The sequence below is a fragment of the Microbacterium sp. C7(2022) genome, assembly GCF_028823665.1.
In the GTDB taxonomy this organism is placed as follows: Bacteria; Actinomycetota; Actinomycetes; order Actinomycetales; family Microbacteriaceae; genus Microbacterium.
In genome coordinates, this window is sequence record NZ_JAPEHV010000002.1 from 13484 (window position 1) to 39655 (window position 26172).

21 protein-coding genes are annotated in these 26172 nt (G+C 64.8%); 11 read left to right on the forward strand and 10 right to left on the reverse strand.

Annotated features, from left to right (window positions below):
* The first annotated feature begins 11 nt into the window (after nt 1-11).
* On the forward strand, nt 12-3017 hold the full coding sequence (locus tag ON062_RS02105) for a bifunctional [glutamine synthetase] adenylyltransferase/[glutamine synthetase]-adenylyl-L-tyrosine phosphorylase (protein ID WP_274645485.1): 3006 nt from the start codon (nt 12-14) through the stop codon (nt 3015-3017).
* A 71-nt stretch (nt 3018-3088) separates the two neighbouring features.
* Here the strand turns inward: ON062_RS02105 and glnA are convergent, their stop codons facing one another.
* Complete coding sequence (gene glnA / locus ON062_RS02110) at nt 3089-4513, reverse strand: type I glutamate--ammonia ligase (protein WP_274645486.1); 1425 nt, start codon at nt 4511-4513, stop codon at nt 3089-3091.
* A gap of 133 nt (nt 4514-4646) precedes the next feature.
* On the opposite strand from glnA, the gene ON062_RS02115 reads away from it, so the two are divergent.
* Nucleotides 4647-5039 carry an RDD family protein gene (locus ON062_RS02115; RefSeq protein ID WP_274645487.1) on the forward strand — a complete coding sequence of 131 codons (393 nt, stop codon included), beginning with the start codon at nt 4647-4649 and terminating at the stop codon, nt 5037-5039.
* 9 nt (nt 5040-5048) lie between these two features.
* Here the strand turns inward: ON062_RS02115 and ON062_RS02120 are convergent, their stop codons facing one another.
* Nucleotides 5049-5759 (reverse strand): DUF4191 family protein, encoded by a 711-nt coding sequence (locus tag ON062_RS02120; RefSeq protein ID WP_274645488.1) that lies wholly within the window; start codon nt 5757-5759, stop codon nt 5049-5051.
* 127 nt (nt 5760-5886) lie between these two features.
* Between ON062_RS02120 and ON062_RS02125 the strand changes: the two genes are divergently transcribed.
* Nucleotides 5887-7206 (forward strand): hypothetical protein, encoded by a 1320-nt coding sequence (locus ON062_RS02125; protein ID WP_274645489.1) that lies wholly within the window; start codon nt 5887-5889, stop codon nt 7204-7206.
* Between the two features lie 21 nt (nt 7207-7227).
* Here ON062_RS02125 and sucB read toward each other — a convergent pair whose 3' ends face one another.
* The 3 genes from sucB to ON062_RS02140 all read right to left on the reverse strand — a co-directional run bounded on the left by sucB (nt 7228) and on the right by ON062_RS02140 (nt 11877).
* On the reverse strand, nt 7228-8967 hold the full coding sequence (gene sucB, locus ON062_RS02130; RefSeq protein ID WP_274645490.1) for a 2-oxoglutarate dehydrogenase, E2 component, dihydrolipoamide succinyltransferase: 1740 nt from the start codon (nt 8965-8967) through the stop codon (nt 7228-7230).
* 61 nt (nt 8968-9028) lie between these two features.
* The gene (gene lpdA / locus ON062_RS02135; protein WP_274645491.1) at nt 9029-10402 is read right to left on the reverse strand and encodes a dihydrolipoyl dehydrogenase; all 1374 of its coding nucleotides are present in this window, start codon (nt 10400-10402) and stop codon (nt 9029-9031) included.
* Complete coding sequence (locus tag ON062_RS02140) at nt 10402-11877, reverse strand: leucyl aminopeptidase (protein ID WP_274645492.1); 1476 nt, start codon at nt 11875-11877, stop codon at nt 10402-10404. The genes lpdA and ON062_RS02140 overlap by 1 nt, the downstream gene beginning before the upstream one ends.
* A gap of 84 nt (nt 11878-11961) precedes the next feature.
* On the opposite strand from ON062_RS02140, the gene ON062_RS02145 reads away from it, so the two are divergent.
* The 3 genes from ON062_RS02145 to ON062_RS02155 all read left to right on the forward strand — a co-directional run bounded on the left by ON062_RS02145 (nt 11962) and on the right by ON062_RS02155 (nt 15089).
* Complete coding sequence (locus ON062_RS02145) at nt 11962-12885, forward strand: proteasome assembly chaperone family protein (protein WP_274645493.1); 924 nt, start codon at nt 11962-11964, stop codon at nt 12883-12885.
* 234 nt (nt 12886-13119) lie between these two features.
* Nucleotides 13120-14397, forward strand: a complete 1278-nt coding sequence (locus ON062_RS02150; protein ID WP_274645494.1) for an RNA polymerase sigma factor — start codon at nt 13120-13122, stop codon at nt 14395-14397.
* Nucleotides 14394-15089, forward strand: a complete 696-nt coding sequence (locus ON062_RS02155) for a coenzyme F420-0:L-glutamate ligase (protein WP_274645495.1) — start codon at nt 14394-14396, stop codon at nt 15087-15089. The genes ON062_RS02150 and ON062_RS02155 overlap by 4 nt, the downstream gene beginning before the upstream one ends.
* Nucleotides 15090-15139: 50 nt before the next feature.
* Here the strand turns inward: ON062_RS02155 and ON062_RS02160 are convergent, their stop codons facing one another.
* Nucleotides 15140-16162, reverse strand: a complete 1023-nt coding sequence (locus tag ON062_RS02160) for a sugar-transfer associated ATP-grasp domain-containing protein (RefSeq protein WP_274645496.1) — start codon at nt 16160-16162, stop codon at nt 15140-15142.
* Nucleotides 16163-16207: 45 nt separating this feature from the next.
* Here ON062_RS02160 and ON062_RS02165 point away from each other — a divergent pair, with 45 nt between their 5' ends.
* Both ON062_RS02165 and ON062_RS02170 read left to right on the forward strand, forming a co-directional pair.
* A complete protein-coding gene (locus ON062_RS02165) occupies nt 16208-16876 on the forward strand; it encodes an alanine racemase (RefSeq protein ID WP_274645497.1) in 669 nt (222 codons plus the stop codon).
* The gene (locus tag ON062_RS02170) at nt 16873-17934 is read left to right on the forward strand and encodes an alanine racemase (RefSeq protein ID WP_274645498.1); all 1062 of its coding nucleotides are present in this window, start codon (nt 16873-16875) and stop codon (nt 17932-17934) included. The genes ON062_RS02165 and ON062_RS02170 overlap by 4 nt, the downstream gene beginning before the upstream one ends.
* A 38-nt stretch (nt 17935-17972) precedes the next feature.
* Here the strand turns inward: ON062_RS02170 and ON062_RS02175 are convergent, their stop codons facing one another.
* On the reverse strand, nt 17973-18194 hold the full coding sequence (locus ON062_RS02175; protein ID WP_274645499.1) for a hypothetical protein: 222 nt from the start codon (nt 18192-18194) through the stop codon (nt 17973-17975).
* A 168-nt stretch (nt 18195-18362) separates the two neighbouring features.
* Between ON062_RS02175 and ON062_RS02180 the strand changes: the two genes are divergently transcribed.
* Nucleotides 18363-20456, forward strand: coding sequence for a type IIA DNA topoisomerase subunit B (locus ON062_RS02180; RefSeq protein ID WP_274645865.1), 2094 nt, complete (start codon nt 18363-18365; stop codon nt 20454-20456).
* Between the two features lie 33 nt (nt 20457-20489).
* On the opposite strand, the gene ON062_RS02185 is transcribed toward ON062_RS02180, so the two are convergent.
* On the reverse strand, nt 20490-22946 hold the full coding sequence (locus ON062_RS02185) for a DNA topoisomerase (ATP-hydrolyzing) subunit A (protein WP_274645500.1): 2457 nt from the start codon (nt 22944-22946) through the stop codon (nt 20490-20492).
* A gap of 73 nt (nt 22947-23019) precedes the next feature.
* Between ON062_RS02185 and ON062_RS02190 the strand changes: the two genes are divergently transcribed.
* Nucleotides 23020-24141: an alkaline phosphatase family protein gene (locus tag ON062_RS02190; protein WP_274645501.1), complete on the forward strand. Its 1122-nt coding sequence runs from the start codon at nt 23020-23022 to the stop codon at nt 24139-24141.
* 16 nt (nt 24142-24157) lie between these two features.
* Here the strand turns inward: ON062_RS02190 and sepH are convergent, their stop codons facing one another.
* Nucleotides 24158-25198 carry a septation protein SepH gene (gene sepH, locus ON062_RS02195; protein WP_274645502.1) on the reverse strand — a complete coding sequence of 347 codons (1041 nt, stop codon included), beginning with the start codon at nt 25196-25198 and terminating at the stop codon, nt 24158-24160.
* Nucleotides 25199-25409: 211 nt separating this feature from the next.
* Between sepH and ON062_RS02200 the strand changes: the two genes are divergently transcribed.
* The gene (locus ON062_RS02200; RefSeq protein WP_274645503.1) at nt 25410-25703 is read left to right on the forward strand and encodes a DUF4193 domain-containing protein; all 294 of its coding nucleotides are present in this window, start codon (nt 25410-25412) and stop codon (nt 25701-25703) included.
* On the opposite strand, the gene ON062_RS02205 is transcribed toward ON062_RS02200, so the two are convergent.
* Nucleotides 25678-26166 carry a DUF3093 family protein gene (locus ON062_RS02205; RefSeq protein WP_274645504.1) on the reverse strand — a complete coding sequence of 163 codons (489 nt, stop codon included), beginning with the start codon at nt 26164-26166 and terminating at the stop codon, nt 25678-25680. The two genes, ON062_RS02200 and ON062_RS02205, sit on opposite strands and share 26 nt — an antisense overlap.
* Between the last annotated feature and the right edge of the window lie 6 nt (nt 26167-26172).

A 26172-nucleotide genomic window follows, 5' to 3' on the forward strand; every position in this document is an offset into this window, starting at 1 on the left:
TCGGCTGACGCATGTCTGCAAGCGAACGCCCCGGGTCTTCCCTCACTCCGCTCGCGCGCCACGGGTTCAGCGATCTCGCCGCCGCCGACGAGCGGCTAGACGAACTCAGCACCCTTGTGGGGGTGGACCGCTCGCGTGTTCTTTCCGCGGTGAGCGACGTAGGCGATCCCGATGGCGCCCTCTATGGCGTCCTGGCCATCGCGCGTCGCGATGCCACCCCGATCGTTGACATTGCCCATCATGAGGTGGGTTGGCGCGCGCTGTGGGCGCTACTAGGGGCGTCGACGGGGTTCGCAGACTTTTTCCTCCGGCATCCAGACGAGATACGCGAACTCACGGACGCCGGCACCGCGTTGCCCTCGAAGCAGCAGATGCACGACACGATGCGGGATGCGATCGGCGAAGAGGGCGGGTTCGCGGCATCCGGTTCCGAAGACGCGTGGATCGCGCTGCGTGTGAGATATCGCCGGATTCTCGCGAGAATCGCGGCGTTCGACCTCCTGAGTGATAGCCCGATCGATCACATCGGGACGGTGGCTGCGCGACTTGCGGATGCCGCGGGTGCGGCGTTGGAGGCATCGCTGAGCGTGGCCCGGACGAGAGTCTCGGGTGGTGTCGCTGGAGCGGGCTTGTTTGCCAAAGAGCATGTCGCTGCGACGTCACTCGCCATCATCGGAATGGGCAAGACGGGCGCGCGGGAACTGAACTACATCAGCGACGTGGATGTAATCTTCGTTGCCGGTGCGGCCGAAGAGACCATGGCCGAGTTGGGTGAAAGCCGTGTCGTTGATATCGCCACGAGGTTGGCCGTGCAAACGATGCGTGGCGTATCCGGTATCGAAATCGAGCCCGGTCTCTGGGAAGTCGATGCGAACCTTCGACCTGAAGGAAAGCAAGGCGCTCTCGTGCGCACTCTCGACTCGCACTTGGCGTACTACGACCGCTGGGCGAAGAGCTGGGAGTTCCAGGCGCTGCTGAAGGCCCGACCGATTGCCGGCGATCCTGCTCTCGGTCAGGCGTATGTGGAGGCTGTCCAGCCGAAAGTGTGGACGAGCGCTGCACGAGACAACTTCGTCGACAGTGTGCAGCGCATGCGCGAGCGAGTCACGGACCACATTCCCGCCGACGAAGTCGCCGTGCAGATCAAGTTGGGGCCCGGCGGCATCCGCGACATCGAGTTCACCGTGCAATTGCTGCAACTGGTGCACGGGCTCTCGGACGAGCAGATTCGTCAGCGCGGCACGCTTGATGCGCTCGACGCACTTGTTGCCGAGGGGTACATCGGGCGTGTCGAAGCATCCACCTTCTCCCAGGACTATCGCTTCCTGCGTCTCCTCGAGCACCGAGTGCAGCTTCGCCACCTGCGACGCACACACTTGATGCCGACCGAGGCTACCGATCTTCGCGTTCTTGCACGGGTGTCGAAGCTCGCCGAAACCGGTGAGGCCGTGTGGGCGCGCTGGGAGCAGGTCAAGCGCGAGGTACGTGAGATCCATGTCCGTCTGTTCTATCGACCGTTGCTGTCGGCCGTGGCTGCGCTCCCGGCTGAGGAGCGCGTACTCACAACGGAGCAGGCGCGCGACCGCCTTGCGGCGATCGGTTTCGCCGACCCGGCTGGTGCACTGCGTCACATCGGCGCTTTGACAAACGGCCTGAGTCGAAAAGCCACGATCCAACGCCATCTGATGCCGGTCATGATTCGTTGGTTCGCTGACGGCGTCGACCCGGACTATGGGCTGATCGCCTTCCGACGACTGAGCGAGCGGCTGGGCGACACCCATTGGTTTCTGCGGATGCTACGCGATTCATCCGGTGCGGCCGAGAGCCTGTCACACGTTCTCGCCGGGTCTCGCTACGTCGGTGAGCTCATGGAATGGATCCCGGAGTCGGCAGCGTGGTTTGACGAGCCTGAGCAGTTGCGGCCGCGGACGGGGCCCGCGCTGCAACAGGAGGCGCGGGCGATCCAGACGCGTCACAAGCACATCGATGATGCGATGCGGGCTGTGCGAGCGCTGCGACGCAGAGAACTGCTCCGCACGGCCATGGCGGCAATCATCGGCACCATCACCATCGAAGAGGTGGCCGCCTCGCTGACGACCATCGCTGAGGTGACCATACAGGCGACGCTTCGCGCGGTGCGGCGTGAGGTCGTCGGGCCCGATGATGAATCGCTCGACTTCTCGGTGATCGCGATGGGACGCTTCGGCGGAGCAGAACTCGGCTTCGGGTCGGATGCCGATGTGATGTACGTCTATCGACCCAACGACGTGGACCCGCAGCGTGCGGCGGACCTCGCCAACCGTTTGGTGAGTGAGCTGCGCAAGCACTCTGAGGATCATCGTGTGCCTCTAGACCTCGATGCGGACCTCCGCCCCGAGGGACGCAATGGGCCGATGGTACGCACGCTCGACTCGTACGCCGAGTATTACCGGCGCTGGTCGCTGTCGTGGGAAGCGCAAGCGCTGCTCCGCGCGCGCGGGGTCGCGGGGAGCGTGAAGCTGATCGCTTCGTTTACGGAGCTGGCCGATTCGGTGCGTTATCCCGTGAGTGTTGACCCGCAGGGTTTACGGGAGATCAAACGCATCAAGGCCCGTGTGGAGAACGAGCGTCTGCCGCAAGGCGTAGATCCATCGCGCCACCTCAAGCTCGGCCCGGGGACGTTGAGTGACGTTGAGTGGCTGTGCCAGATCATTCAGCTGGAACACGCGCACGCGCATCCTGCACTGCGCACCACTTCCACGCAGGAAGCGCTGAGAGCCGCCTCCGCCGCCGGATTGATCCCGGAGGCTGCCCGTGACCACCTCGAGGCTTCCTGGCGCCTGGCGAGCCGTCTGCGTTCGGCCAATACGCTGCTGTCGGGGCAGACGAGTGACGTGTTGCCGGCCGACCGCAAGCGGCTGGACGGCATCGGGCGCTTGCTCGAGTACCCGCCGCGGTCGGCGACGGCTGTGGAGGAGGACTACCTCGCCGCCGCACGCCGGTCGCGCCGAGACTTCGAGAAGCTGTTTTACGGGTGAACCCGACACATGACGAGGGCCCCGGATTTCTCCGGGGCCCTCGTCATTGCGGTTATCGCGGCGGTGTCAGATCAAACACCGAAGTACAGCTCGAACTCGAACGGGTGCGGGCGCGCGGCCAGCGGCTTGATCTCGTTCTCCATCTTGTACTCGATCCACGTCTCGATCAGTTCGGGCGTGAACACGCCACCCGCGAGCAGGAACTCGTGATCAGCGGCGAGTGCATCCAGCGAGTCCTGAAGCGAGTTCGGGACCTGGGGGATGTTCTTCGCTTCCTCGGGGGGCAGCTCGTAGAGGTCCTTGTCGACCGGCTCGTGCGGCTCGATGCGGTTCTTGATGCCGTCGATACCGGCCATCAGCTGCGCCGCGAAGGCGAGGTAGGGGTTACCCGAGGCGTCGGGTGCGCGGAACTCGATGCGCTTTGCCTTGGGGTTGGTGCCCGTGATCGGGATGCGGATCGCGGCCGAGCGGTTACCGGCGGAGTACACCAGGTTCACCGGCGCCTCGTAGCCCTTCACGAGACGGTGGTAGCTGTTGAGCGTCGGGTTCGTGAACGCGAGGACCGCGGGAGCGTGAGCCAGGATGCCGCCGATGTACCAGCGGGCGATGTCCGACAGTCCGCCGTAGCCCTTCTCGTCATAGAACAGCGGCTCGCCCCCGTTCCACAGCGACTGGTGGGTGTGCATACCCGAGCCGTTGTCGCCGAACAGCGGCTTCGGCATGAACGTGGCAACCTTGCCCCACTCTTCAGCGGTGTTCTTGACGATGTACTTGAACTTCAGGATGTCGTCTGCCGCGTGCACCATCGTGTCGAAGCGGTAGTTGATCTCCTGCTGGCCACCGGTGCCGACCTCGTGGTGTGCACGCTCGAGCTCGAGGCCCGACTCGATCAGACGGAGGCTGATGTCGTCGCGAAGGTCAGCAGTCTTGTCCACCGGCGACACGGGGAAGTAGCCACCCTTGAAGGGGGTCTTGTTGGCGAGGTTTCCGCCTTCTTCGACGCGGCCGGTGTTCCACGCGCCCTCTTCCGAGTCGACGGTGTAGAAGCTCGAATTCTGCTTCACTTCGTAGCGGACGTCGTCGAAGATGTAGAACTCTGCCTCGGGGGCGAAGAATGCGGTGTCGGCGATGCCCGTGGACGCGAGGTACTTCTCGGCCTTCTTGGCAACCTGGCGCGGGTCCTTCGAGTAGATCTCGCCGTTGCGCGGGTTGTAGATGTCGAAGACCATGATCAGCGTCTTCGCCTCGCGGAACGGGTCGAGGTACGCCGTCGACACGTCAGGGATGAGCTGCATGTCGGATTCGTGGATGTTCGCGAAGCCTCGGATCGAGGAGCCGTCGAAGAGCTGGCCGACGGTGAAGAATTCCTCGTCGACGGTCGCTGCCGGAATGTTGAAGTGCTGCTGAACACCAGGCAGATCCGTGAAACGGATGTCGAGGAACTTGACGTCCTCGTCCTTGATGAACTTCAGGACCTCGGATGAATCTTTGAACATTAAGGCTCCAGAGGTAGGGCATCGGGATTGCCGCGACTGAACGCGGACCTTCGTGCACGGTACCGTCGGGGCATTGCCTCGCAGTGACCGCTTTGTTTCCGGCATGTTACAGGCGTCTGGATACGCTTGTGGCGTGAGTGACGTCCCCCTCGAGTATCCCGGTGAACGACTCGGCCTTCCCGCAGAGGGCCGAGGTTCGATCGGCACGCTGGGCAGGCGCGTGGGCGCCCTGTTCGTTGACTACGGTGCGGCATACCTGATCTCAGGCTTCTTCGACTGGGACCCGCTCGCGATCCTGACGATCTTCGCGGCCATCCAGATCGTGTTCTTGCCGACACTGCAAGCCAGCCCAGGGCACAAGATTTTCGGGCTGACCTTGCGTCGGGTGGACGGCGCATGGGTCGGGCCCTGGCGACCGGTCGTGCGCACCGCACTGCTCGTTCTCGTGATTCCCGCGGCGATCTGGGATGCCGACCACCGAGGACTACACGACAAGGTCGCCGGTTCCGTCCTCGTGCGAGCCTGACGCGATCCGTCAGCGCGGTCGCGGCGCGCGCACCTTCGTGGGGTCGATGCCCTTCGGGATCGGCAACGACGACAACGACTGCGAAACCGAATCGATGCGCTTGATGACCGCTGCCATGGTGGCTCGGTCGACCTTCTTCGGAAGCCCCTTGATGGTGGGAGCCAACTTGCCGATCGGCACCTCGTCTTCGCCGTGTCCGATGTAGAGGACCGTCACCGGTACTCCGGATGCCACACGTTGCACCTTGGAGCGTTCGTCGGCCACGAGGCGGGTCAGTCGACCGCGCGCACCCTCACCGACGATGACCACGCCACCTCGACCGATGGCGCGGTAGACGGCCTCCTGCGTTTTGGGGTTGACGCCCACCGGCATCTCGCTGGACTGCCAGTGGCGCCCGAGAGACGTGGAAAGCACGTGCCCGGCGCCCCCGGGCATCCCGTCGAGCCGGCGATACATGGCGTGCGTGGACAACCGTGTCATTGTCATCAGTCCGCCGAGGATACCCAGCATGAGTCCGGTGAAGCCCCACAGGATGATGCTCCAGATCGCGACAGGCGGAACGAGGAACCCGACTCCGACACCCGCGGCGATTCCGAGGATGAGAACAGCGATCAACAGGAAGGGCAGCCAGGGGAATGCCTTCTGGGTGAACGTGTAGAGGGTGCGGAGCTGGGAGAAGAAGCCGGGACGCTTCTCCGGAACGGTACTGCGGCTGGACATGCCCTACAGCCTACCTTTCGTGCGGCGTGCCCACGGCTCCTCCCCAGATGCCTGGCGCCGTCGAGTTTTCCACGAGACGATGGCTTGGCGCGGTGGGAAATCGCACCCGCGACAAGGTGGAGGCACCATGCCACACTCCCTGGGAACCACCGCAGACGCACTCACACAGGCCGTGCGCCCGATCCGACCTGTGCGGGGCGGTGTCGATGCGCCATGGGATGGCATGCTCGTCGCCGTGGCGGGAGAGGAGCGTCGGCTTTTCGTGTCCACGGAGGCGTTACCGACACAGTGGCACGGATGGGCGGCTGACCCGGATGGCCACCTTATGGGAGCGCTCGATGTGGCGCGTCGTCCCGACGGGCACGACGCCATCCTGCCCGCGTGTAGCGAGCGTGTCACCGAGTTCATCGCGCGCCGTCGCTCAGCTGGTGCTGACCTTTCCGACGGTGAACGTGTGACGCTGGCGATCAGCGTGCTTCGCGCAGCGGCCGAGCTATCGGACGCGGCGAAGGACAGCGCGGGACCCATCCAGCAACCGCAGGGCGAGTGGTGGATCACCGACGACGGCAAGCCCCTCTTGGCCACGGCTGTGGGCTCACAAGGGGCCTTTGACGCGTGCAACGAAGTCCTCACGCTGATCGCGCATCAACACGATCACCGGTGGGCGAGAGGGACGGAAGCCGTATCGCCGGCAACCCGGCCATACGAGTTCGAGGAGCGCGAAGCGCAGGTGTTTGCGATCGCAAACCCATGTGCGCTCGCATCATCCCCGCTCACGCCGGTCAACTACGCCGCGGATGCGCCGCCGGACGCTCCCGCGCCGGCCGCCCACAGGGCCCCGCCGGACCCACCTACGTCGCTCCTTCACCGATTTCTTCGCCACATCGACAACGACGTTGCCGATGCCGTCTCTCGTGCGACGACGGCGGTATGGCGTGCCGGCGCCCGGCCGACCGCACGCCGAGCGGGTGCACCGTGGCTGGTTGCGGCGGTGGTCGCCCTGGTGATCGTCGGTGTGGGCTGGCTGTGGCCTGAGCCTGCGCCACTCGCACAGGCAGAGGGGCTGGACGAACCCACAGTGGAGCCGGCCGTGGATCACGTCGATGCGGACGCGTCGACCGGGTCAAAGGCCTCGCCATCGGGCGCTGACCCTGGGACGGACCTCGTCGCGGAAGCGGAAGCTCTCGTCCGCGCCTTCCTCGCGTGTGAAGAAGATGAGCGCTGCCGAGACGCGGTCTCAACACGGCAGGGCCTGGCGATTCCGCGAGGTAGCACGCTGACCGGTTCGGCGAGAGAGGATCTGGTCGTGGTTGATGACTTCGGTGGGGTGGCGGTGCTGCGCGCGGACGCAGCGGGTGACGATCAGGCCGCTCAGATCGTCGTTATCGAGCGGACGGACGAAAAATGGCTGTTGCGCGACGTCTATGACGCCGCGCAACAGCCATGATCCTCAGGGCCGGGGCCGAGCTCAGATGCCGAGCGAGTCCTCGAACGCTGCGGTCTCGAGGCGGTTCTTCACCGCACCGAGGAACCGGGCAGCATCAGCGCCGTCCACGACGCGGTGGTCGTATGAAAGCGCGAGGTACACATATGAGCGCACCGAGATGGCATCCTTTCCATCCACCGAAACCACACCCGGTCGCTTGACGACGATGCCGGTTCCCAGGATCGCCGTCTGCGGCAGGAACACCACAGGAGTGTCGAACAGCGCGCCCCGTGAACCCGTGTTGGTCAGTGTGAACGTACCGCCACCGAGCTCGTCCGGCTTGAGCTTGTTGTCACGCGTACGCGCAGCGAGGTCAGCGATCTCGTGAGCGATCTCAGCCAAGCTCTTGCTTGCCGCGTCGCGGAGGACGGGCGTGAGCAGTCCGCGCTCGGTGTCCACAGCGATGGACAGGTTCTCAGTCGGCGGGTAGACGATCTTGTCACCGTCGACGGTCGAGTTGATGACGGGGAACGCCTGCAACGCTTCCGCGGCGGCCAGCGCGAAGAACGGGAGGAACGACAGCTTGTCGCCTGTCTTGGCGAGGAAGTCGCCCTTCACAGCATCGCGGTAGTTCGACAGCTTCGTGACGTCGACTTCCACCACCGTTGTCAGCTGGGCGGTGGCCTGCATCGAGGCGACTGCCCGCTCGGCGAGTACCTTGCGCAACCGCGACATCGGCTGCGTGGTACCGCGTAGCGGCGACACCTCGAGAGGCGTGTGGGCGGGGGTGGGTTTGGCGCTCTCTGCCGGAGCAGCGGTCGAGGCCGCCTCCGCAGCCTTCAGCACGTCCTCCTTGCGGATCCGACCGCCAACGCCCGTTCCCTTCACCGACGAGAGATCAACATTCTGCTGCTGAGCCAAACGACGGACCAGGGGAGTGACGTACGCGACCGGGTCAGCGTCGTCCTTCAGCGCTGCTGCGGCTGGTGCTGCGCTCGGCGCGGCGGGAGCGGACTTTGGCTCCGCGGTTGCGGCTGCCGGTGCAGGAGCTTCTGCCTGGGCCTCGGCGGCCGCGGGCGCAGCCTCTTCCTTCGGCGCGGCAGGCTCCTCGGCCGCGGGCTCTTCCGCTGCGGCCGGAGCAGGTGCGGCGGCGGGGGCTGCCGCGCCGTCGCCGATTCGGGCCAGTACGGCACCGACCTCGACGGTCTCGTCCTCGGCGACGACGATCTCCTGAAGCTTCCCGGCAACGGGAGACGGGATCTCGGTGTCGACCTTGTCGGTCGAGATCTCGAGCAGGGGTTCGTCAACGGCCACATCGTCGCCGACCTGCTTCAGCCAGCGGGTGACGGTGCCTTCGGTCACGCTCTCACCGAGTTCGGGCAGGACGACGTCCTTTGCGCTGCCGGCAGAGGAGGTGCTTTCTGCGGCAGGTGCGGCTTCAGCGGAAGCCGACTCGGGCGCGGGCGCCTCGCTCGCGGCCCCGGGCTCTGCGGCAGTGTCTGCAGATTCCGCCGCGGGTGCGTCGGCGGCGCTGCCCGCCGAAGACCCATCTCCGATCTTGGCGAGGATGGCACCGACTTCAACGGTCTCATCCTCGGCGACGAGGATCTCTTCGATTACACCACTAACGGGGGAGGGAATCTCGGTGTCCACCTTGTCCGTGGAGATTTCGAGCAGGCCCTCGTCCGCTTCGATCGTGTCGCCGACCTGCTTGAGCCAGCGGGTGACCGTTCCCTCGGTGACGCTCTCTCCGAGAGCGGGGAGGACCACGGAAGTGCTCATGACGATGTCTCCTTCGGAATGTAGTTCGGATCTAGCTTAGTGACGACTGCGTGCATCGACGTCAGATCGCATGAAGCGGCTTGCCGGCGAGCGCCAGAAAGGCTTCGCCGAGCGCTTCGCTCTGGGTCGGGTGAGCATGGACATAGGGGGTGACGTCTTCGGGGTGGGCTTCCCACCCCACAACGAGTTGAGCTTCAGAGATCAGTTCGCCGACCCGATCGCCCACCATGTGGACTCCCAACACGGGACCGTTCTTGGCACGCACCACCTTGACGATACCGTTCGTTCCCAGGATGTGGCTCTTGCCATTCCCCGCGAGGTTGTACTCGTAGGTGGCGATGGAGTCTGCGCCGTGCGCGTCGATGGCTTGTTGTTCGGTGAGGCCGACCGATGCGACTTCCGGGTGGGAGTAGGTGACCCGCGGCACGTGCTGGTCCGGGACGAGCGCCGGATTAAGGCCGGCGATCTGTTCCGCGACGAAGATGCCCTGTTGGAAGCCTCGGTGGGCCAATTGCAGTCCCGGGACGATGTCGCCGACGGCCCACACATGGGGAACAGTTGTCTGCAGGTGTTCGTCGGTCACAACGAAGCCCCGGTCCAGTGCGACGCCCGCGCCTTCCAGCCCGATGCCGCTCGTGCGGGGACCGCGGCCGACGGAGACCAGAACGTAGTCCGCGCTCAGCGTGGTCCCATCCTCCAATGTCACCTGAGCCGCGTCGGTCGTCTGCGCCACAGACTCGACGCGGGCCGACAGATGGGACGTGATGCCTCTGCGGCGGAAGGCGCGTTCCAATGCCTTGCGGGAGGAAGCATCCTCGTTCGCGATGAGGTGATCGAGCGCTTCGACGATCGTGACCTCTGCCCCGAGAGATCGCCAGAGACTCGCGAACTCGACGCCGATGACTCCGCCGCCCAGCACGATGACGCTGTGCGGCACGCTCTCCAGAGCCAGCGCGCCCTCGCTCGTCAGCACACGCCCTGCCACGTCTACGCCGGGCAGAGTGCGAGAGAATGAGCCCGTCGCGAGGATGACGTCAGTCCCTCGCAGGACGCGGTCTCCGACCTGCACGGTGGCGTCGGAAGCAAGGTTGCCCGTGCCTGTGACGACCGTGATTCCGCGGTGGCTGATCAACGATTGCAGGCCCTTGTACTTGCCCCCCACGACACCATCGCGCCACCGCGCGACGGCCGGCATGTCGATGCCCTCGAGTGTCGCGGTAATGCCGATGGACCCGGAATCCCGGATGGTGTCTGCGACCTCCGCTGCGTGGAGAAGGGCTTTCGTGGGAATGCATCCGCGGTGCAGGCACGTACCCCCCAGCTTGTCTTCTTCGACCAGGGCGACGCTCTTTCCTAGTTCCGCGGCGCGGATGGCCGCTGCGTACCCGCCACTGCCCCCGCCGAGAACGACGACGTCGAACTCATCCGCGGACATCAGGACGCCGCCCCCGTCAACAGGTGAACGAGCGTCCTCACTGTGGTGCCGGTCGGCCCCTTATCGGTGAAACCGTAGGGCGTACCCTTGTGTGATCCCGAACCCGCGATGTCGAGGTGCACCCAAGGGATTCGCGGCGAGTCGGGTTCGTCACTCCCGCGGCCGACGAAGTGCCGCAGGAACAACCCGGCGAACAGTGAACCGCCCGAGGGGTCGCCGATCTTGGCGTTCTGCAAATCCGCGATGGGCGAGTCCAGTTCGTCCACCATGTGCTCGGGGAGCGGGAGCGCCCATGCCAACTCGGCGACGTGCGCGGCAGCGGCAAGGTAGTCCGAAACCGCACCGTCGTCGCCCATGACACCTGTGTGTCTGTTTCCCAGCGCGACGCTGATCGCTCCCGTGAGGGTGGCGACATCGATGATGAGGTCAGGATGCTCGCGGCTGGCGGCTACGAGACCGTCGGCAAGCACAAGTCGGCCTTCCGCATCGGTGTTCAAGACTTCGACAGTGGTGCCGTCGGCAATGCGCACGACATCTCCGGGGCGTGTTGCTCGACCGGATGGCATGTTGTCGGCGATGCAGAGCCATGCCGTCACTGCGACCGGGGCCTGGAGAGATGCGACTGCTCGCAGGACCGCGAGGACGGTCGCCGCACCGCACATGTCGTACTTCATGCCGACCATGCCCGCGGGCGGCTTCAGCGAGAGACCGCCGGTGTCAAACGTGATCCCCTTCCCGACGAGAGCGACGTGGCGCTCGGCGTGCTCCGGGCGGTACGCGAGGCGCACCAGGCGCGGGGGGCGGTCCGATCCTTGACCGACGCCCAGAATTCCACCGAATCCACCCTCGTGCAGAGCGACCTCGTCGAACACCTCGACGCTCACGTCGAGTCCGGCGACTGCTTCCTCGGCGCGCGTGGCGAACTCCACCGGCCCCAACCACTCCGCCGGGATGGTGACGAGGTCCTTGACAAGCGCGACCGCGTCGGCGACTGCCCGGGGCCGCGCAAGGTTGACGGAATCGACCGGTGCCGTGCCATGGACAACGACGCGGTTCGCGCGGGTCTTGGGTGCCCGCGACTTGTAGTCGTCGAAGCGATATCCGCCGAGCGCGGCGCCTTCTGCGAGCGGCTCCCATGCCGCCGAGCCGCTCCCGGGCGCCGCTATCGCGACGGTGGCGAAACCCGTCAGCGAGCGGATCGCGGCACCGACGGCATCCCGCAGCGCTGCATCATCCGGATCCGACCCGGTTCCCACCACGGTCAGTGGCAGCGTCGTGGTCTCTGGCGCATAAACGCGGAGCGTCGTCCCGCGAGCACCGGTGAAGCCGACGGCAGTCAAGGACTCTTGGAGTCCCGGCCACTGGTCGAGATTCGGCGGTGATTCACCACCGAGGGGCGGAAGAGCCAGAACAATCGCGTCCGCAGCTGTGTCGCGGATCGCATCGGTCGAGTATTCGAGGTCGGGGTGCGACATGCTCTCCATCCTAGGGAGGACCGTGTTCGCTCTGAGCGGCACACGCCCAGACCTGCACCTGCGTGCGGATCGTACGATGGGAGCATGCCCGATCCCGCTTCGATCTATGAGCGCGCAGTTGCTGCGCCACCCGTGCCGCCCGGGCTCCCGTTGGTCATCGCGCTGACAGGATTTGCGGACGCCGGCAATGCGGTGAGCCAGACTGTCGATTATCTGCGCGACGAACTCGATGGCAACCCGTTGGTGCGTTACGTCAATGACGCGCTCTTGGATTACCGCGCTCGACGCCCCCTCGTCGCCTTCGACGGCGACCGACTCACCGATTACCGCGCGCCGCGTCTGGAACTCGCGCTGGTCCACGACAGCTTGGGGCAGCCATTCCTGTTGCTCTCCGGGTACGAGCCGGATTTCGCATGGGATGCATTCGCACGCTCGGTCTTGGAGTTCACCGAACAGTACGGGGTCTCGACCGTGACCTGGGTGCATGCCATCCCGATGCCCGTTCCCCACACCAGGCCCTTGGGAACGACGGTCAGTGGCACGCGTACGGAATTGACCGAGGCGCACTCCGTCTGGAAGCCGCACACCCAGGTTCCGGCTACCGCCGGCCACCTACTGGAGTACCGACTGGCGGAAGCCGGCGTGATGGTGGCGGGTTTCGTCCTGCTGGTCCCGCACTACCTCGGCGACACGGAGTACCCGGCGGCGGCGTTGGCCGCGCTCGACAGTCTGACCGTGGCAACCGGATTGGTGTTCGCCGGTGATGACCTGCGCGAGGCCAACCGTGAGTACCTGGTGAAAGTCGAGGAACAGGTCGCGGGAAACGACGAACTCTCGCGCATGGTCGCGGGCCTCGAGGAACGCTACGACGCGTATATGGCCGGTTCCACACAGGCCACTGCGATGATCCACACTCAAGACCTACCCAGCGCCGACGAGCTCGCCGCGGAGCTAGAGAGATTCCTCGCAACGCGGCCGCCGGGTGATGACGGCAAGCGCGGTTCCTGAGCTTCGCGCGTGCGGGAATCTTTCGTGCTTCAGCGGCGTTTACCGAGGGGCACCGCACATTCTGTTGCGAAATGCAAGAGCAATCGCGTGAGTGTGCGACAATAGACACCTTGACCCGTTGTCAATCCGCGTACGTGCCGCTTTGTGCGGCGCAAAGGACTTGACAAGGGTCTTACTAGTGTCCGAAACATACCGTCGAGCGTCAGGTGCGCGCTCGATGGTGAAAGGCGAAACGTGACTCCTAGCGCGAAGACAACAGCCAAGAAGGCTGCTCCGGACACCGAGCTGGACGAAGCCGCCGAGGCGACGCCCGCGCGGAAGGCGCCCGCGAAGCGCACTGCCGCGAAGGCCGCTCCGAAGAAGGCGACGACCAAGAAGAAGGCTGCCGACGAGGACCTCGACGACGAAGTAGAGGCCAGCGAAGACGACGCCGACACCGGCAAGGCGTCGCAGGCCGCAGGTGACGACGCATCCGACGATGATGAGGACGGCGAGAGCACGAAGCCGGCCTTCACGGAGCCACTGCCCACGGGAGCGATCGTCATCTCGTCCAGTGACGAAGAAGACGTGCCGGTCTACTCCACTCAGATCACGGGTGCGACGGCCGATCCGGTCAAGGACTATCTGAAGCAGATCGGAAAGGTCCCGCTTCTCAACGCCGCCGAAGAGGTCGAACTGGCCATGCGGATCGAGGCGGGACTGTTCGCCGAAGAGAAGCTGTCGCACATGTCGGCTGCCGAGAAGACGAGCCAGCTCGGCCTCGACCTGCAGTGGGTGGCCCGCGATGGACAACGCGCGAAGAGTCACCTGTTGGGCGCCAACCTGCGCCTCGTGGTCTCGCTCGCCAAGCGCTATACCGGGCGAGGAATGCAATTCCTGGATCTGATCCAGGAGGGCAACCTCGGCCTTATCCGCGCGGTCGAGAAGTTCGACTACACCAAGGGCTTCAAGTTCTCGACGTACGCGACGTGGTGGATTCGTCAGGCGATCACCCGTGCGATGGCCGACCAGGCTCGTACCATCCGCATTCCCGTTCACATGGTCGAAGTCATCAACAAACTCGCTAGAGTGCAGCGTCAGATGCTGCAGGACCTCGGCCGTGAACCCACGCCGGAAGAGCTTTCTCGCGAACTCGACATGACCCCCGAGAAGGTCATCGAGGTTCAGAAGTACGGCCGTGAGCCCATCTCGTTGCACACGCCGCTCGGCGAAGACGGCGACAGCGAATTCGGTGACCTGATCGAGGACACTGAAGCGGTTGTCCCCGCGGATGCCGTCGGCTTTACGATGCTGCAGCGCCAGCTCGAGTCACTTCTGGACTCCCTGTCGGAGCGCGAAGCAGGCGTGATTCGGATGCGCTTCGGCCTGGGAGATGGTCAGCCCAAGACGCTGGACCAGATCGGTGACACGTTCGGCGTGACGCGTGAGCGTATTCGTCAGATCGAGTCCAAAACGATGGCGAAGCTGCGTCACCCGAGCCGTTCGCAGTCGCTCCGGGATTACCTCGAGTGAGCGAGGCGAACGCCGGCAAGGCGCTGACGGTTGAGGTTGACGGCGCGTCCTTCGCGCGCATTCCGATTCGCACACGGGTCGTGATGCCCGGGGATGACCTCGACGCCTTCATTCGTGAATATGCTGCGGACGTCGTCCGTCCTGACGACATCTTGTTCGTCACGGAAAAGATCGTCGCGATCACGCAAGGGCGCTCATACTTGGTAGAGGACATCACCCCGCGCCGGTTGGCACTGTTCCTGTCGAAGTACGTCACGCGTACGCCGTACGGGATCGGCTTGGGGATGCCCGAGACGATGGAGATGGCGCTGCGCGAGTGTGGGACGCCGCGCATCCTGGTGGCGGCCGCGGTCGCTGCCGTGACGAAGGCGTTTGGACGTAAGGGCGACTTCTATCGCATCGCGGGCGACAAAGCACGCGCGATCGATGGGCCCACGAGCGGCACGATTCCGCCCTACAACAAGGCGGTTGTGCTCGGCCCTGAGCGTCCGCGCGAAGTTGCCCAGCGACTCAAGGCTCTACTGGGCGGGGTTGCGCACGTGGCGGTTGTCGATATTAACGATCTCGGTGGCAATATCTTGGGCTCGACTCTGGAGAAGCAGTCCGAGAAGCAGCTGGTGGCCATCCTGAAGGACAACCCCCTCGGACAGGGACACGAGTCCACACCGCTCGGGGTTATTCGAAAGGTCTGAGCTCGCATAAAGAACGGCCCACGCGATTCGCGCGGGCCGTTCTTTATGCGTCAGAAGCCGATGGCTTGTCGGTATCGCGGCTTGTTGCCGGTGCGAATGCCAGTCACGCTTGGCTTGTTCTCATACACACCAGCACCCCAGTTGCCTTCGACGAGCACCGGGCCGTCGGGAGTCACTACGATGTCCCAGCCGACGTACTGAACGCGAGGTACGACTCGGGCTACCTGGTCGACAAATGCAATGACCTCGTCGATCATCGGGAGCTGGAAGTCTGCGATGACGAACCCGCTGTCGGGGTGCGTGCGATGAACGTTCTCGTGGGAGTCGTAGCCGGGGCCGCGCGAGTGCCCTCTGTCGTCGAGCATCGTGTAGAAGCCGCCGAACGTCATCTGGTCACTCACGGCACCGCGACCGAACTTCTGCGCCATGGCCAGAATATGAGTGCGCTCCCCGTCGAAGAATGCGGTGACGCGCGTGGTGTTCACCGTTCCCGGGCACACCGCCGCGAGATCGTCATGCTGTCGGATGACTTCCTCGATGAGTAGCTCTCCTCGGGCGAGCAGCCCGCTATGGAAGTCCGCCCAATCGGTCACATCCGCGGCGTGATAGCGGTGCACTCCCGTGCCAGCCTGGCCGACGGGTTCCTTCGTCACAATCGTGCCGTGACGCTCTGCGAACTCGCGGACGGCTTCCGCGTTGTCGGGTTCGACAACCAGCCAGTCACGGCGGAGGAATTCGCTGAAGACTCGATCAAACTCGATCTTGTCCTGAAAAATGTGGCGAAAGTCCGGGTGGTCGTACTTCTGAGACAGCTGATTCGACACCGGATGCGTCATGTAGGTGGCGCGCTCTGCGCGCGTCAAGATCGCGAAGTCATAGTCGATGTAGTCCTGGAACCCCACGTTGCGAAAACCTGCTTGCCACAGCATGTCGACCACCACCGCGGGCATCCACTTGCCGTGAGTATGCGAGGCTTCGCGCGCTCGCTCGAACACCGACGCAATGTTGATGCGGCGAGCGCGGCCGATGAGGTAGCGAACGCGCGGACCGAGGCCGAGGCCCTGAGATGACATGCAGACTCCGGGGTAGGAAGAAGGGACCCGGATAGTCTAGAGGGCGTGACGTCACCCGACCTGGAGATAGAGTTCTCCGATGCCGCCCCGGTGCGGGATAGTTCGCCGGTAGCGTTCGTTTCTCGCTCGGCACTGCTCCACAATGCACGTGACGCGCGTGCGCGTGGAGCGCGGACGTTCTCCCAGAGGGTACTCGCCGGAGACGCGTGGGGGCATGGCATCGACCTCGTGCGCTCAACGTTGGAATCAGTGGGTATCGTCACGGGAACCGATGATCTAGACCCGGAGCATCTGTTCGGTGTGAGCGGATCAGGGGGTGTCCCCGCGATGGCGCTGGTCGGCACTGTGCTCTCTGTGAAGCGGCTTCGGGCTGGCGAGGGTGTGTCGTATGGCTACCTGCACCGGGCCCCAACGGACACACGGATCGCGCTCGTGACCGGAGGGTATGCGCAGGGGGTTGTGCGTTCGTTGGGCGGGAAGATCTCGGTCGCGCATGCGGAAGGGCAGCTTCCCGTGATCGGGCGCGTTGCGATGGACGTGTGCGTGGTCGATGTTGGTGATTCAGGCGTTATGCGAGGTGACAACGTTCTGTTCTTCGGTCGCAGCGAGCAAGGGGCCCCTCCCGTGCGGGAGTGGGCGCGGGAGTCAGGGCTCTCGATTGCCGAGATCACAACGATGGTGGGGCTTCGTGCGGTGCGGAGGGTCGCCGAATGACGGCTCGTTTCGTCGTCGACCTCGCGGCGCTCGAGGCCAATGTCGCTCAGGTGCGCGACACGGTCGCCCCTGCCGAAGTGATGTTCGTCGTGAAGGACGACGCGTACGGGCACGGAATTGCGCGGGCGTGCACGACCGTCTACCAAGCGGGCATCCGGTGGTTCGGCGCCTTCGATGTACGCACGGCCACGGCAGTGCGTCAGGTTGTCGGGGCACATGCGCGCATCTTCGTGTGGATCGCGGCTTCGCCCGCCGACATCGAAGAAGTCGTTCAGCACGATCTCGACCTCGGCGTGGGGGATCGCGCGCTTCTCCAGGATGTCGCGGGAACGGCGCTGCGGCATGGCCGGAGAATTCGTGTTCACCTGAAAGTCGACACGGGACTTCACCGCAATGGTGTGCGCCTCGACGAGTGGGAGGAGTTCGTCACTCGTGCGGTGGACTTCCATCGATCGGGTCAGATCGAGATCGTCGGGCTCTGGAGCCATATCGCCGAGGCATCCGACGCGGAAGATGACGCCGCCCGCGAACAGTTCGAACGTGCCGGTGACATCCTCAGCCGGGCCGGAGTCACTTCGGTGATGCGGCACTTGGCTGCGAGCGCGGCATCGTTCGCCCGGCCCGAGTTTCGGTACGACATGGTGCGAGTCGGTGCGTTCTGCTACGGCATCCGATCCGCAGGTGGCGTGAACGAGCGAGAGCTCGGGCTACGCCCCGCGGCGCGCCTGGAGGCGGACGTTCTCAGCGTCGCGGCCGATCAGGTTTCGATCGATGTCGGGTCACTCGACGGCGTGCCGTCCCTCCTGTCGGGACGCGTAATTGTGGGCACACCGGGAGGCACGCGACGTGTGATCCACGTCGGCGAGAGCGAATCCATGATCGAGTCATGGCCGGGGGCAGATGTGGGTGAGACCGTCCTGATCTTCGGCCCGGGAACGCACGGAGAGGGATCGGCTACCGACATCGCGGAGGCACTGAACACCATCGGCGAAGAGGTAGTCGTGCGAGTCAGCCCGCGCGTCGCTCGACTGTACGAAAGCGGCGACGCCCGCGGCTGAAACGCGCCTGCGGGACGCCGCTTGTTACGCGGGGAACCTCAGACGGCGTCGTGCAGCCGGGCAGTCTCGTCGTGCCAGCTGGTGGCGACTTCGCGGAGCTTCTCTTCATACTTGCGCCCGTGGTGTGCGCAGAAGAGCAGTTCGCTCCCGTTGACCTCGGCGGCGATGTATGCCTGCGCGCCGCAGGAATCGCACCGATCCGCAGCTGTCAGGCGGTACTCGAGGACGGCGGACTCGGCAGGTGTCGACAGTGTGTTCATTTCGGTGCCTCCTCGATTGCGTAGATCATCGTTCCGGTTCTGAAATACAACCACGCTCTGCCAGGGAGAATGCCCATATTCCGCGACATTTCGCTCACCGCGTACGTTCCTGCCGTTACGGCAGCACCGGTCGCGACCGCGCGACGCGTGTCGGACAAGGTCAGTCGGATGCCGCGGATAGGCTTGAGGATTGTGACCGCTGAGTACTCCGCCCACCATCTTCAGGTCCTCGAGGGGCTCGAGGCGGTCCGTAAACGCCCCGGGATGTACATCGGCTCCACCGATTCCCGCGGACTGATGCACTGCCTCTGGGAGATCATCGACAACTCGGTCGACGAAGCTCTCGCCGGGCACGGTTCGCGCATCGACATCATTCTCCACCCAGACGGGAGCGTCGAGGTGCGCGACCGTGCCCGCGGCATCCCCGTCGACATCGAGCCGCGCACGGGATTGTCGGGCGTCGAAGTCGTGTTCACCAAGCTTCACGCGGGCGGCAAGTTCGGCGGTGGTTCCTACGCGGCATCCGGCGGGCTGCACGGTGTGGGTGCGTCCGTGGTGAACGCGCTGTCGGAACGCTTGGATGTCGAAGTCGACCGCGCCGGCAAGACCTGGGCCATGTCGTTCCATCGTGGCGAACCAGGAACGTTCGCGGGCGACGAGCCGACGTCGGCATTCAGCCCGTTCGAGAAGTCCTCGAGCCTGCGTACGGTAGGCCGCGCGCCCAAGGGCGTGACAGGTACGCGCATTCGGTACTGGGCAGATCGGCAGATCTTTACGAAGGATGCCGAGTTCGTACTTTCCGAGCTCGAGCAGCGCGCACGCCAGACGGCCTTCCTTGTTCCGGGCCTCGAGATCGTGATCCGTGACGAGCGGCAGGGCGAGCCGACGGAAACGTCATACCGGTTCGACGGCGGTATCTCAGAGTTCGCAGAGTTCCTTGCGCCGGATGCTGCGATCACTGACACCTGGCGGCTCACCGGATCCGGGTCCTTCACTGAGACGGTGCCGGTTCTGCAGGCCAGTGGTGCGATGGTGCCAACCGAGGTCGAGCGGGAATGTCACGTCGATGTTGCCGTGCGATGGGGGACTGGATATGAGACGACGGGGCGTTCTTTCGTCAACATCATCGCGACGCCCAAGGGTGGCACGCACCAGCAAGGATTCGAAGCCGGCCTGATGAAGGTGCTGCGAGCCCAGGTCGCGGACAACGCCAGAAAACTCAAGGTCGGCAACGACAAGATCGAGAAGGACGACATCATGGCGGGCCTGAGCATGGTGCTCACGGTCCGGTTGCCCGAGCCGCAGTTCGAAGGGCAGACCAAGGAGATCCTCGGCACGCCAGCGGTACGGCAGATCGTTGCCAACGTTGTTGCGCGTGAGCTCGCCTCGCGGTTCGCCTCGACGAAGCGGGACGACAAGGCGCAGACAGCGTTGCTCCTGGAGAAAGTCGTCTCCGAGATGAAGGCCCGTATTTCGGCGCGCACGCACAAGGAGACCCAGAGGCGCAAGAACGCACTCGAGTCCTCCTCGCTCCCGGCCAAGCTGGTCGACTGCCGGTCGAACGACGTCGCCGACTCCGAACTCTTCATCGTCGAAGGGGACTCGGCGCTCGGCACGGCAAAGCTGGCGCGTAACAGCGAGTATCAGGCGCTCTTGCCGATTCGAGGCAAGATCCTCAACGTCCAGAAGGCGTCGATCAGCGACATGCTGTCGAACGCCGAGTGCGCGTCGATCATTCAGGTGATTGGTGCCGGTTCTGGTCGTTCCTTCGACATCGGAACCGCCCGGTACGGCAAGGTCATCCTGATGAGCGATGCGGATGTTGACGGAGCGCACATTCGGACGTTGTTGCTGACCCTGTTCTTCCGATACATGCGTCCTCTCATCGAGGAGGGTCGCGTTTTCGCGGCCGTTCCGCCCCTTCACCGCGTGATTGTCATCAACCCGGGTTCGAAGCCGAACGAGACCGTGTACACGTACTCCGAGAAAGAACTCCATGCGCTGCTGACGAAGCTCGGTAAGGCCGGCAAGCGATGGCAGGAACCGATTCAGCGCTACAAGGGTCTGGGCGAGATGGATGCCGATCAGCTCGCGACGACGACGATGGATCGCGCGGGCCGCTTGCTTCGTCGCGTGCGTGTCGACGATGCGGAAGCCGCCTCCCGCGTGTTCGAGCTGCTGATGGGCAACGAGGTTGCCCCCCGGCGCGAGTTCATCATCGATGCCTCGGCTCGGCTCGATCGAGATCGTATCGACGCGTAGTCGGGGCGTTGCCGTGGCGTTGCCGTGGCGGCGTCAGCGAACGCTAGTGCCGATGGCCGCCACGACGGCGTCCAACGCCTGACCTGAGGCGTCTCGCTTGGCTCCGGGCGCAGGCAAGTTCCGCGTGGTCCCGGTGGCATCCACGGCGCGGGGATCGTCGCCCACCCACGCCAGGGTGAGAGTGTCCTCACCGCGCAGGAAGCGTTGGGTGCGCACTCCGCCGGTGGCTCGGCCCTTGGCCGGGAACTCTTCGAAGGACGATACTTTCGCACTACCCGCGTCGGTACCCGCAAGCGCCTGGGTGGCACCGGCGATCGTGACGACGACGGTGTTCTCGGAGGCTGTGACAGCACTGAACCAGATGGCTTGCGCTCCCGTGGCGAGACGAATGCCCGCCATACCGCCTGCCGCACGCCCCTGAGGGCGAACAGCGGAGGCATCGAAACGCAGTAGTTGTGCATCGTCGCTCACGAAGACCAGCTCAGAATCGTCGGATGCTGGGGCCGCACCAACGACATGATCTCCATCCTTCAGCGCGATGATCTCCACGTCGTGCTTGTTGCTGATCTCGCTCGCGGCGACGCGTTTGACAACCCCCTGTGCCGTGCCGAGCGCGATGGCGGGTTCGGCGGTGAGGGGAACGATCGCCACAACGTGCTCACCACCGCTCAGCCCCAGGTACTGATCGGCGCGTGTGCCTGCGGCGAGCTGCACGGAGTTCCCCGGTACCGACGGCAGGTCGACGGGGGAGAAACGAACCAGGCGCCCGCGATTGGTCACGGCGCCGAGGTCGCCTCGCGCCGTCGCGTCGACGGCCGAGCGGATCGCATCGTGCTTCGCTCGGCGGGTCGGGGTGACGATGCCGCCCTGCGGCGCCTCGGCTGACAGCTCGGCTCGCACCATGCGTCCGGTTGCGGAGAGGAAGACCCGGCAGGGCGCGTCGGCGATTTGGAGCTCCGCGGCCGCGGCGGCGGCACGGGATCGAGGCTGCACGGGGCCGCCGTTGAGGAGCAGGGTCCGCCGCGGAGTGCCATACGTGTCCGCTGCGGCCTCGAGCTCGCGGGCAACTTGCGCGCGAAGGAGCCCGTCGTTCGCGAGAAGTTCTTCCAGATGTGCGATCTCGGCAAGCAGATTGTCGCGCTCGGCTTCAAGTTCGATGCGCGAGAACCGTGTCAGTCGTCGAAGACGAAGTTCGAGGATGTATTCGGCCTGCAGCTGCGTAAGGTCAAACACGTCCATGAGGCGTGTGCGCGCCTGATCGCCGTCGTCCGAGGCGCGGATGACCTGGATGACCTCGTCGATGTCGAGAATTGCGATCAGAAGTCCCTCGACCAGGTGCAGGCGGTCGCGACGTTTCTGCAGACGGAAACGGCTTCGTCGCGTGACGACGCTGATTCGGTGGTCGAGATACACCCGCAGCATGTCGCGCAGCCCCAGTGTCGCCGGCTGACCGTCCACCAGTGCGACATTGTTCATGCTGAAGGAATCTTCGAGCGGGGTCAGACGATATAGGTGCTCCAGCACCGCCTGGGGGTCGAAGCCCGTCTTGATGCCGATGATCAGCCGAAGTCCGTGGTGTCGATCAGTCAGGTCGGCGACATCGGCAATGCCCTGCAGCTTCTTGGCCGTGACGGCATCCTTGATTTTCTCGATGATGCGTTCGGGACCGACGAGGTACGGCAGTTCGGTCACGACGAGACCGGTACGACGCGGGCCGAGCGACTCGACCGAGACCTTCGCCCGCGTGCGGAAAGTTCCGCGCCCGTTGGCGTAGGCATCCTTGATCCCGTCGAGTCCCACAATGATTCCGCCGGAGGGCAGGTCTGGACCGGGAACGAACTCCATGAGGTCTTCGACCGATGCGTTCGGATGCTCGAGAAGGTGGATAGCGGCGGCGACCACTTCGATGAGGTTGTGGGGCGCCATGTTCGTCGCCATGCCGACGGCGATTCCGGTGGTGCCGTTGACAAGCAGGTTGGGAAACGCTGCCGGCAGTACTTCAGGCTGCTGGAACTGACCGTCGTAGTTCGGGATGAAGTCCACGACGTCTTCGTCGAGGTTTTCCGTGAGAGCGAGCGCTGGCGGTGCCAGACGTGCCTCCGTGTATCGCGACGCGGCCGGCCCGTCATCCAACGAGCCGAAGTTTCCGTGACCGTCGACGAGGGGGACGCGCAGAGAGAACGGCTGCGCCAGACGCACGAGGGCGTCGTAGATCGCACTGTCGCCGTGAGGGTGCAGCTTACCCATCACCTCACCCACGACGCGGGCGCTCTTGACGTGACCACGATCCGGCCGCAGGCCCATGTCGGCCATTTGGAACAGGATGCGTCGCTGCACGGGCTTGAGACCGTCACGCGCATCGGGGAGCGCTCGTGAATAGATCACGGAGTACGCGTACTCGAGAAACGACCCCTGCATCTCAGCAGAGACATCGACGTCTTCGATGCGCTCGTGGTCGGCGGGGGAGGAATCGGCGCGGGAAGTTGGCATGGACGATATGGCCTCGGGTGACGGCGGAACGGCGGGGCGCAACGTCTCTGCGGTCTGTGCGAGACTGGCCCGGATGTCCCTCAGCCTACCTGCGGAGTCCGCGCACGCCCGGAGCCTCACCGATGTCGTCCCGCAGATGTTGCGCGCTCTATCGTCGGAATCAGATTGGTTGCCGCCCGCGCGCAGTGCGATCGTGTTCGTCATCGACGGGCTCGGCGCGTCGAACCTTTCTGCCCGCGCGGGACATGCGCGGTTCCTGTCGTCGATGTCGTCGAAGAAGTCCATCGGTCGGACTGTGTTCCCCTCGACCACAGCGTCGGCGTTGACCAGTCTTCTCACCGGCACGCACCCGGGCACCCACGGCATTGTCGGCTACCGTGCAAGAGTTCCCGGCACCGACCGCGTGGTCAATCAGCTACGCGGCTGGGAGCAGGGTGGTCTGCCCGAGGGCTGGCAGCGCGCGACACCCCTGGCGGAACGCACGGACGGGCCGTTCTTTGTCGTCAGCAAGAAAGAGTACGCCGGGACAGGCTTCACGCGTGCGACTCAAGAAGGAGCCGAGTTCACCGGTGTGGACGATCTTCTCGAGCGCGTTCGTATCGCCGCACATTTGGCTCATCGCCACCCGGGATCGTTGACGTACCTGTACGCACCCGAACTCGATGGGGTGGGACATCAGCGCGGCTGGGAGTCGGGCGAGTGGGTGGCCGCCTTGGAATCGATGGATGCCGCGGCAGCGGCGCTCGCGGCGGAACTGGCACCCGATGTCGGCGCGCTCGTCACTGCCGACCACGGCATGGTCGATGTGCCTCGTCACCGCCACGTCCTCCTCGGGGAGGGGCATCCACTCTTGGACGGCGTGCGCCTTATCGGCGGAGAACCGCGTACGTTGCACTTGTACGCGGAGCCGGGTCGCGCGCACGAGGTGGCTGCACGGTGGAAGGACTCGGAGTCTGGGCGCGCGTGGGTGCTCACCCGCGCCGAGCTGCGCGAAACCGGGTTGCTCGGCGATGTTCACCCTGACGTGAATGATCGTGTGGGCGATGTCGTTGTTGCTGCGCGCACGTCGATTGCCTATTACGACGATCGCCTGTCCGACAAAGGGCCGCAGCGAATGATCGGCCAACACGGATCCCTCACCCACGAAGAGCGCACGGTTCCGCTGATCCGGCTCGGGGCCTTCCGCAACGTTTAGCGTGAGCGTCGGGCGCTCAGTCGTCGGTCTTGGCGCCGAAGACGATCTCGTCCCAGGACGGCATCGATGTACGGCCCTTCCGTCGGCCGGCCTCAGCGACTGCGGAGGAGGGTGCGTCGAAGTCCGACTCGTCGGATGACCGAGTCGCCGCATCCATCGTGTCGTCGTACCCGGGCTCGAGCGCATCGAACAACGCGACGGGGGATGCGCTGACTCGCGGGGCCTCGTCTTCCGCTTCCGGTAGTGGCTCACGTTGCCCTCGCCGGCGTCGAAGCGCCTCGAGAAGGTCAGCTGTTTCGGCACTGGTGGTCACGGAAGAGTCTGCTCGCTTGATCGCCGCCGCTTGTGCTGCCGTCGGCGTGGCATCCGGGGCCTCGATCAGTTCTCGCTCGCCGTCGGAAACATGACGGGGTCCGAACGCACCACTGTCGAACCGTGACTCGTCTTTTGCTGGCGCGTTGTCCAAGGCGCGCAGTCGAGGAATCAAGCCCTCTGGCAGCGAACCCTGTCGGGAGAGCTGCATGGCGTCGGAGTTCGTAGGTGTGAGCGTGCTCCGACGCGGATCGAAGCCCCAGCGGGCGTCATGGTCCACGTCGTTGGCGGTGAACTCAAGCTTGAGCACCCAGCCGGTGGGTTCCTTCCAACTGGTCCATCGCTCGTTCACGGCGCCAGCCTCGCTCAGCTTGCCGCGCACCGCCGCACCGAACGAGGGCTGCGTGTGACCATCGAAGTCGCCACCGAGCAATACCGGTACTGCGAGGGCTTGGCCGACGATGTGCTCACGTTCTGCTAGCACTGGTCCCTCGAAGCGCTCGATGTCTTCGAGGCGAGCTCCGAGGAGTTCGGCAACCTCCTGCGCCGACAGGCCAGCGCGAATGTGGGACTGGATCTCTCGTGGGCTGGGCCGCGGTGCGCTCTGTTCAGGCTCGCGCTCACGTCGTGCCTTGCGCAACTCTCCTCGCAGGACGTCGTCGATCGAGAGCGCGAAACGTTCCCCTGACTCGGTCGCCAGGACTAGGTTGTCGTCTTCTGTTCCGATCACCTTGAGCTGTTCCATGCGAACGCCCCTCCGATCCTGCTGCGTGTGCGCCACAATGCTGACACACGGCACGGCAATCGGCCGGAATTTCGAGGGTGCGCCGCGAGTTTGCCTGTGAAGACACGGGCGTGAAGACATGGCATTTGCCAAATCGCCCTAACTCATGCAAACTATGGCCGCCCGAACGGGCCGCCACCCACCGCACACTCGGAAGTTGAGATCCACAGGAATGGCCACCGATTACGACGCACCACGTAAGACCGAGGACGACGGCGAGTCGATCGAGGCGCTCAAAGAGCGTGTCCCCGACAAGCTCTCCGGCTCGGTCGATGTTGAGGATGCGGACAACCCTTCGGGCTTCGAACTGCCCGGTGCGGATCTGTCTGACCTCGAGCTCGACGTCGTCGTTCTCCCCGCGCAGGATGACGAGTTCACCTGCATGAGTTGCTTCCTCGTGAAGCACCGATCGCAGCTCGACCACGATGGTGCCGACGGCACTATCTGCGTGGAGTGCGCTGCGTGATGTGACTGCGGCGCAGTGCCGCCGCCAACCGCTCAGGCGTGCGTGAGGAGATCACCCACGCCGGGGCGGGATCATCGGGATCGATGATGGGGATGATCACAACGGGTTCGATGCCACCGCGGATGAGGTGCCACGACCGGTGATCGAGGCCTGGGCCGCGGGCATGCCTCGCGTCTTCGCCTCTCGCGATGACGGGTTCACCTGTGAACGCAACGTCGATGTGCGCGCGTCCTGCGCGCAATGTGTGATCCGTCACGCTGACCACGGGCGCAAATGCGATCATGGCGCCGATCACACCCACGGCAACGAACGCTCCGATAGCCAAGGCCACCGTGGGGTTGATGGCCACAAAGACGAGCGCGGCCATCGGGGAGACCACTGCGGCCGCGAGGACCGTCCACAGTGAAGGGCCGAGTCGTTCTCGGTAAGTGCCGGTGCCGACGTGGCTCGCTGAGTTCTGCATTACCCT

Excerpts from the sequence above, each read along its gene's own strand:
- ON062_RS02200 (WP_274645503.1), top strand. The coding sequence starts at position 25,410 with ATGGCCACCGATTACGACGCACCACGTAAGACCGAGGACGACGGCGAG.
- ON062_RS02190 (WP_274645501.1), top strand. The coding sequence starts at position 23,020 with ATGTCCCTCAGCCTACCTGCGGAGTCCGCGCACGCCCGGAGCCTCACC.
- ON062_RS02120 (WP_274645488.1), bottom strand. The coding sequence starts at position 5,759 with ATGTCCAGCCGCAGTACCGTTCCGGAGAAGCGTCCCGGCTTCTTCTCC.
- sepH (WP_274645502.1), bottom strand. The coding sequence starts at position 25,198 with ATGGAACAGCTCAAGGTGATCGGAACAGAAGACGACAACCTAGTCCTG.
- ON062_RS02175 (WP_274645499.1), bottom strand. The coding sequence starts at position 18,194 with ATGAACACACTGTCGACACCTGCCGAGTCCGCCGTCCTCGAGTACCGC.
- ON062_RS02140 (WP_274645492.1), bottom strand. The coding sequence starts at position 11,877 with ATGTCGCACCCCGACCTCGAATACTCGACCGATGCGATCCGCGACACA.
- ON062_RS02185 (WP_274645500.1), bottom strand. The coding sequence starts at position 22,946 with ATGCCAACTTCCCGCGCCGATTCCTCCCCCGCCGACCACGAGCGCATC.
- ON062_RS02145 (WP_274645493.1), top strand. The coding sequence starts at position 11,962 with ATGCCCGATCCCGCTTCGATCTATGAGCGCGCAGTTGCTGCGCCACCC.
- glnA (WP_274645486.1), bottom strand. The coding sequence starts at position 4,513 with ATGTTCAAAGATTCATCCGAGGTCCTGAAGTTCATCAAGGACGAGGAC.
- ON062_RS02105 (WP_274645485.1), top strand. The coding sequence starts at position 12 with ATGTCTGCAAGCGAACGCCCCGGGTCTTCCCTCACTCCGCTCGCGCGC.
- lpdA (WP_274645491.1), bottom strand. The coding sequence starts at position 10,402 with ATGTCCGCGGATGAGTTCGACGTCGTCGTTCTCGGCGGGGGCAGTGGC.
- ON062_RS02205 (WP_274645504.1), bottom strand. The coding sequence starts at position 26,166 with ATGCAGAACTCAGCGAGCCACGTCGGCACCGGCACTTACCGAGAACGA.
- ON062_RS02170 (WP_274645498.1), top strand. The coding sequence starts at position 16,873 with ATGACGGCTCGTTTCGTCGTCGACCTCGCGGCGCTCGAGGCCAATGTC.
- ON062_RS02160 (WP_274645496.1), bottom strand. The coding sequence starts at position 16,162 with ATGTCATCTCAGGGCCTCGGCCTCGGTCCGCGCGTTCGCTACCTCATC.
- ON062_RS02125 (WP_274645489.1), top strand. The coding sequence starts at position 5,887 with ATGCCACACTCCCTGGGAACCACCGCAGACGCACTCACACAGGCCGTG.
- sucB (WP_274645490.1), bottom strand. The coding sequence starts at position 8,967 with ATGAGCACTTCCGTGGTCCTCCCCGCTCTCGGAGAGAGCGTCACCGAG.
- ON062_RS02180 (WP_274645865.1), top strand. The coding sequence starts at position 18,363 with ATGCCGCGGATAGGCTTGAGGATTGTGACCGCTGAGTACTCCGCCCAC.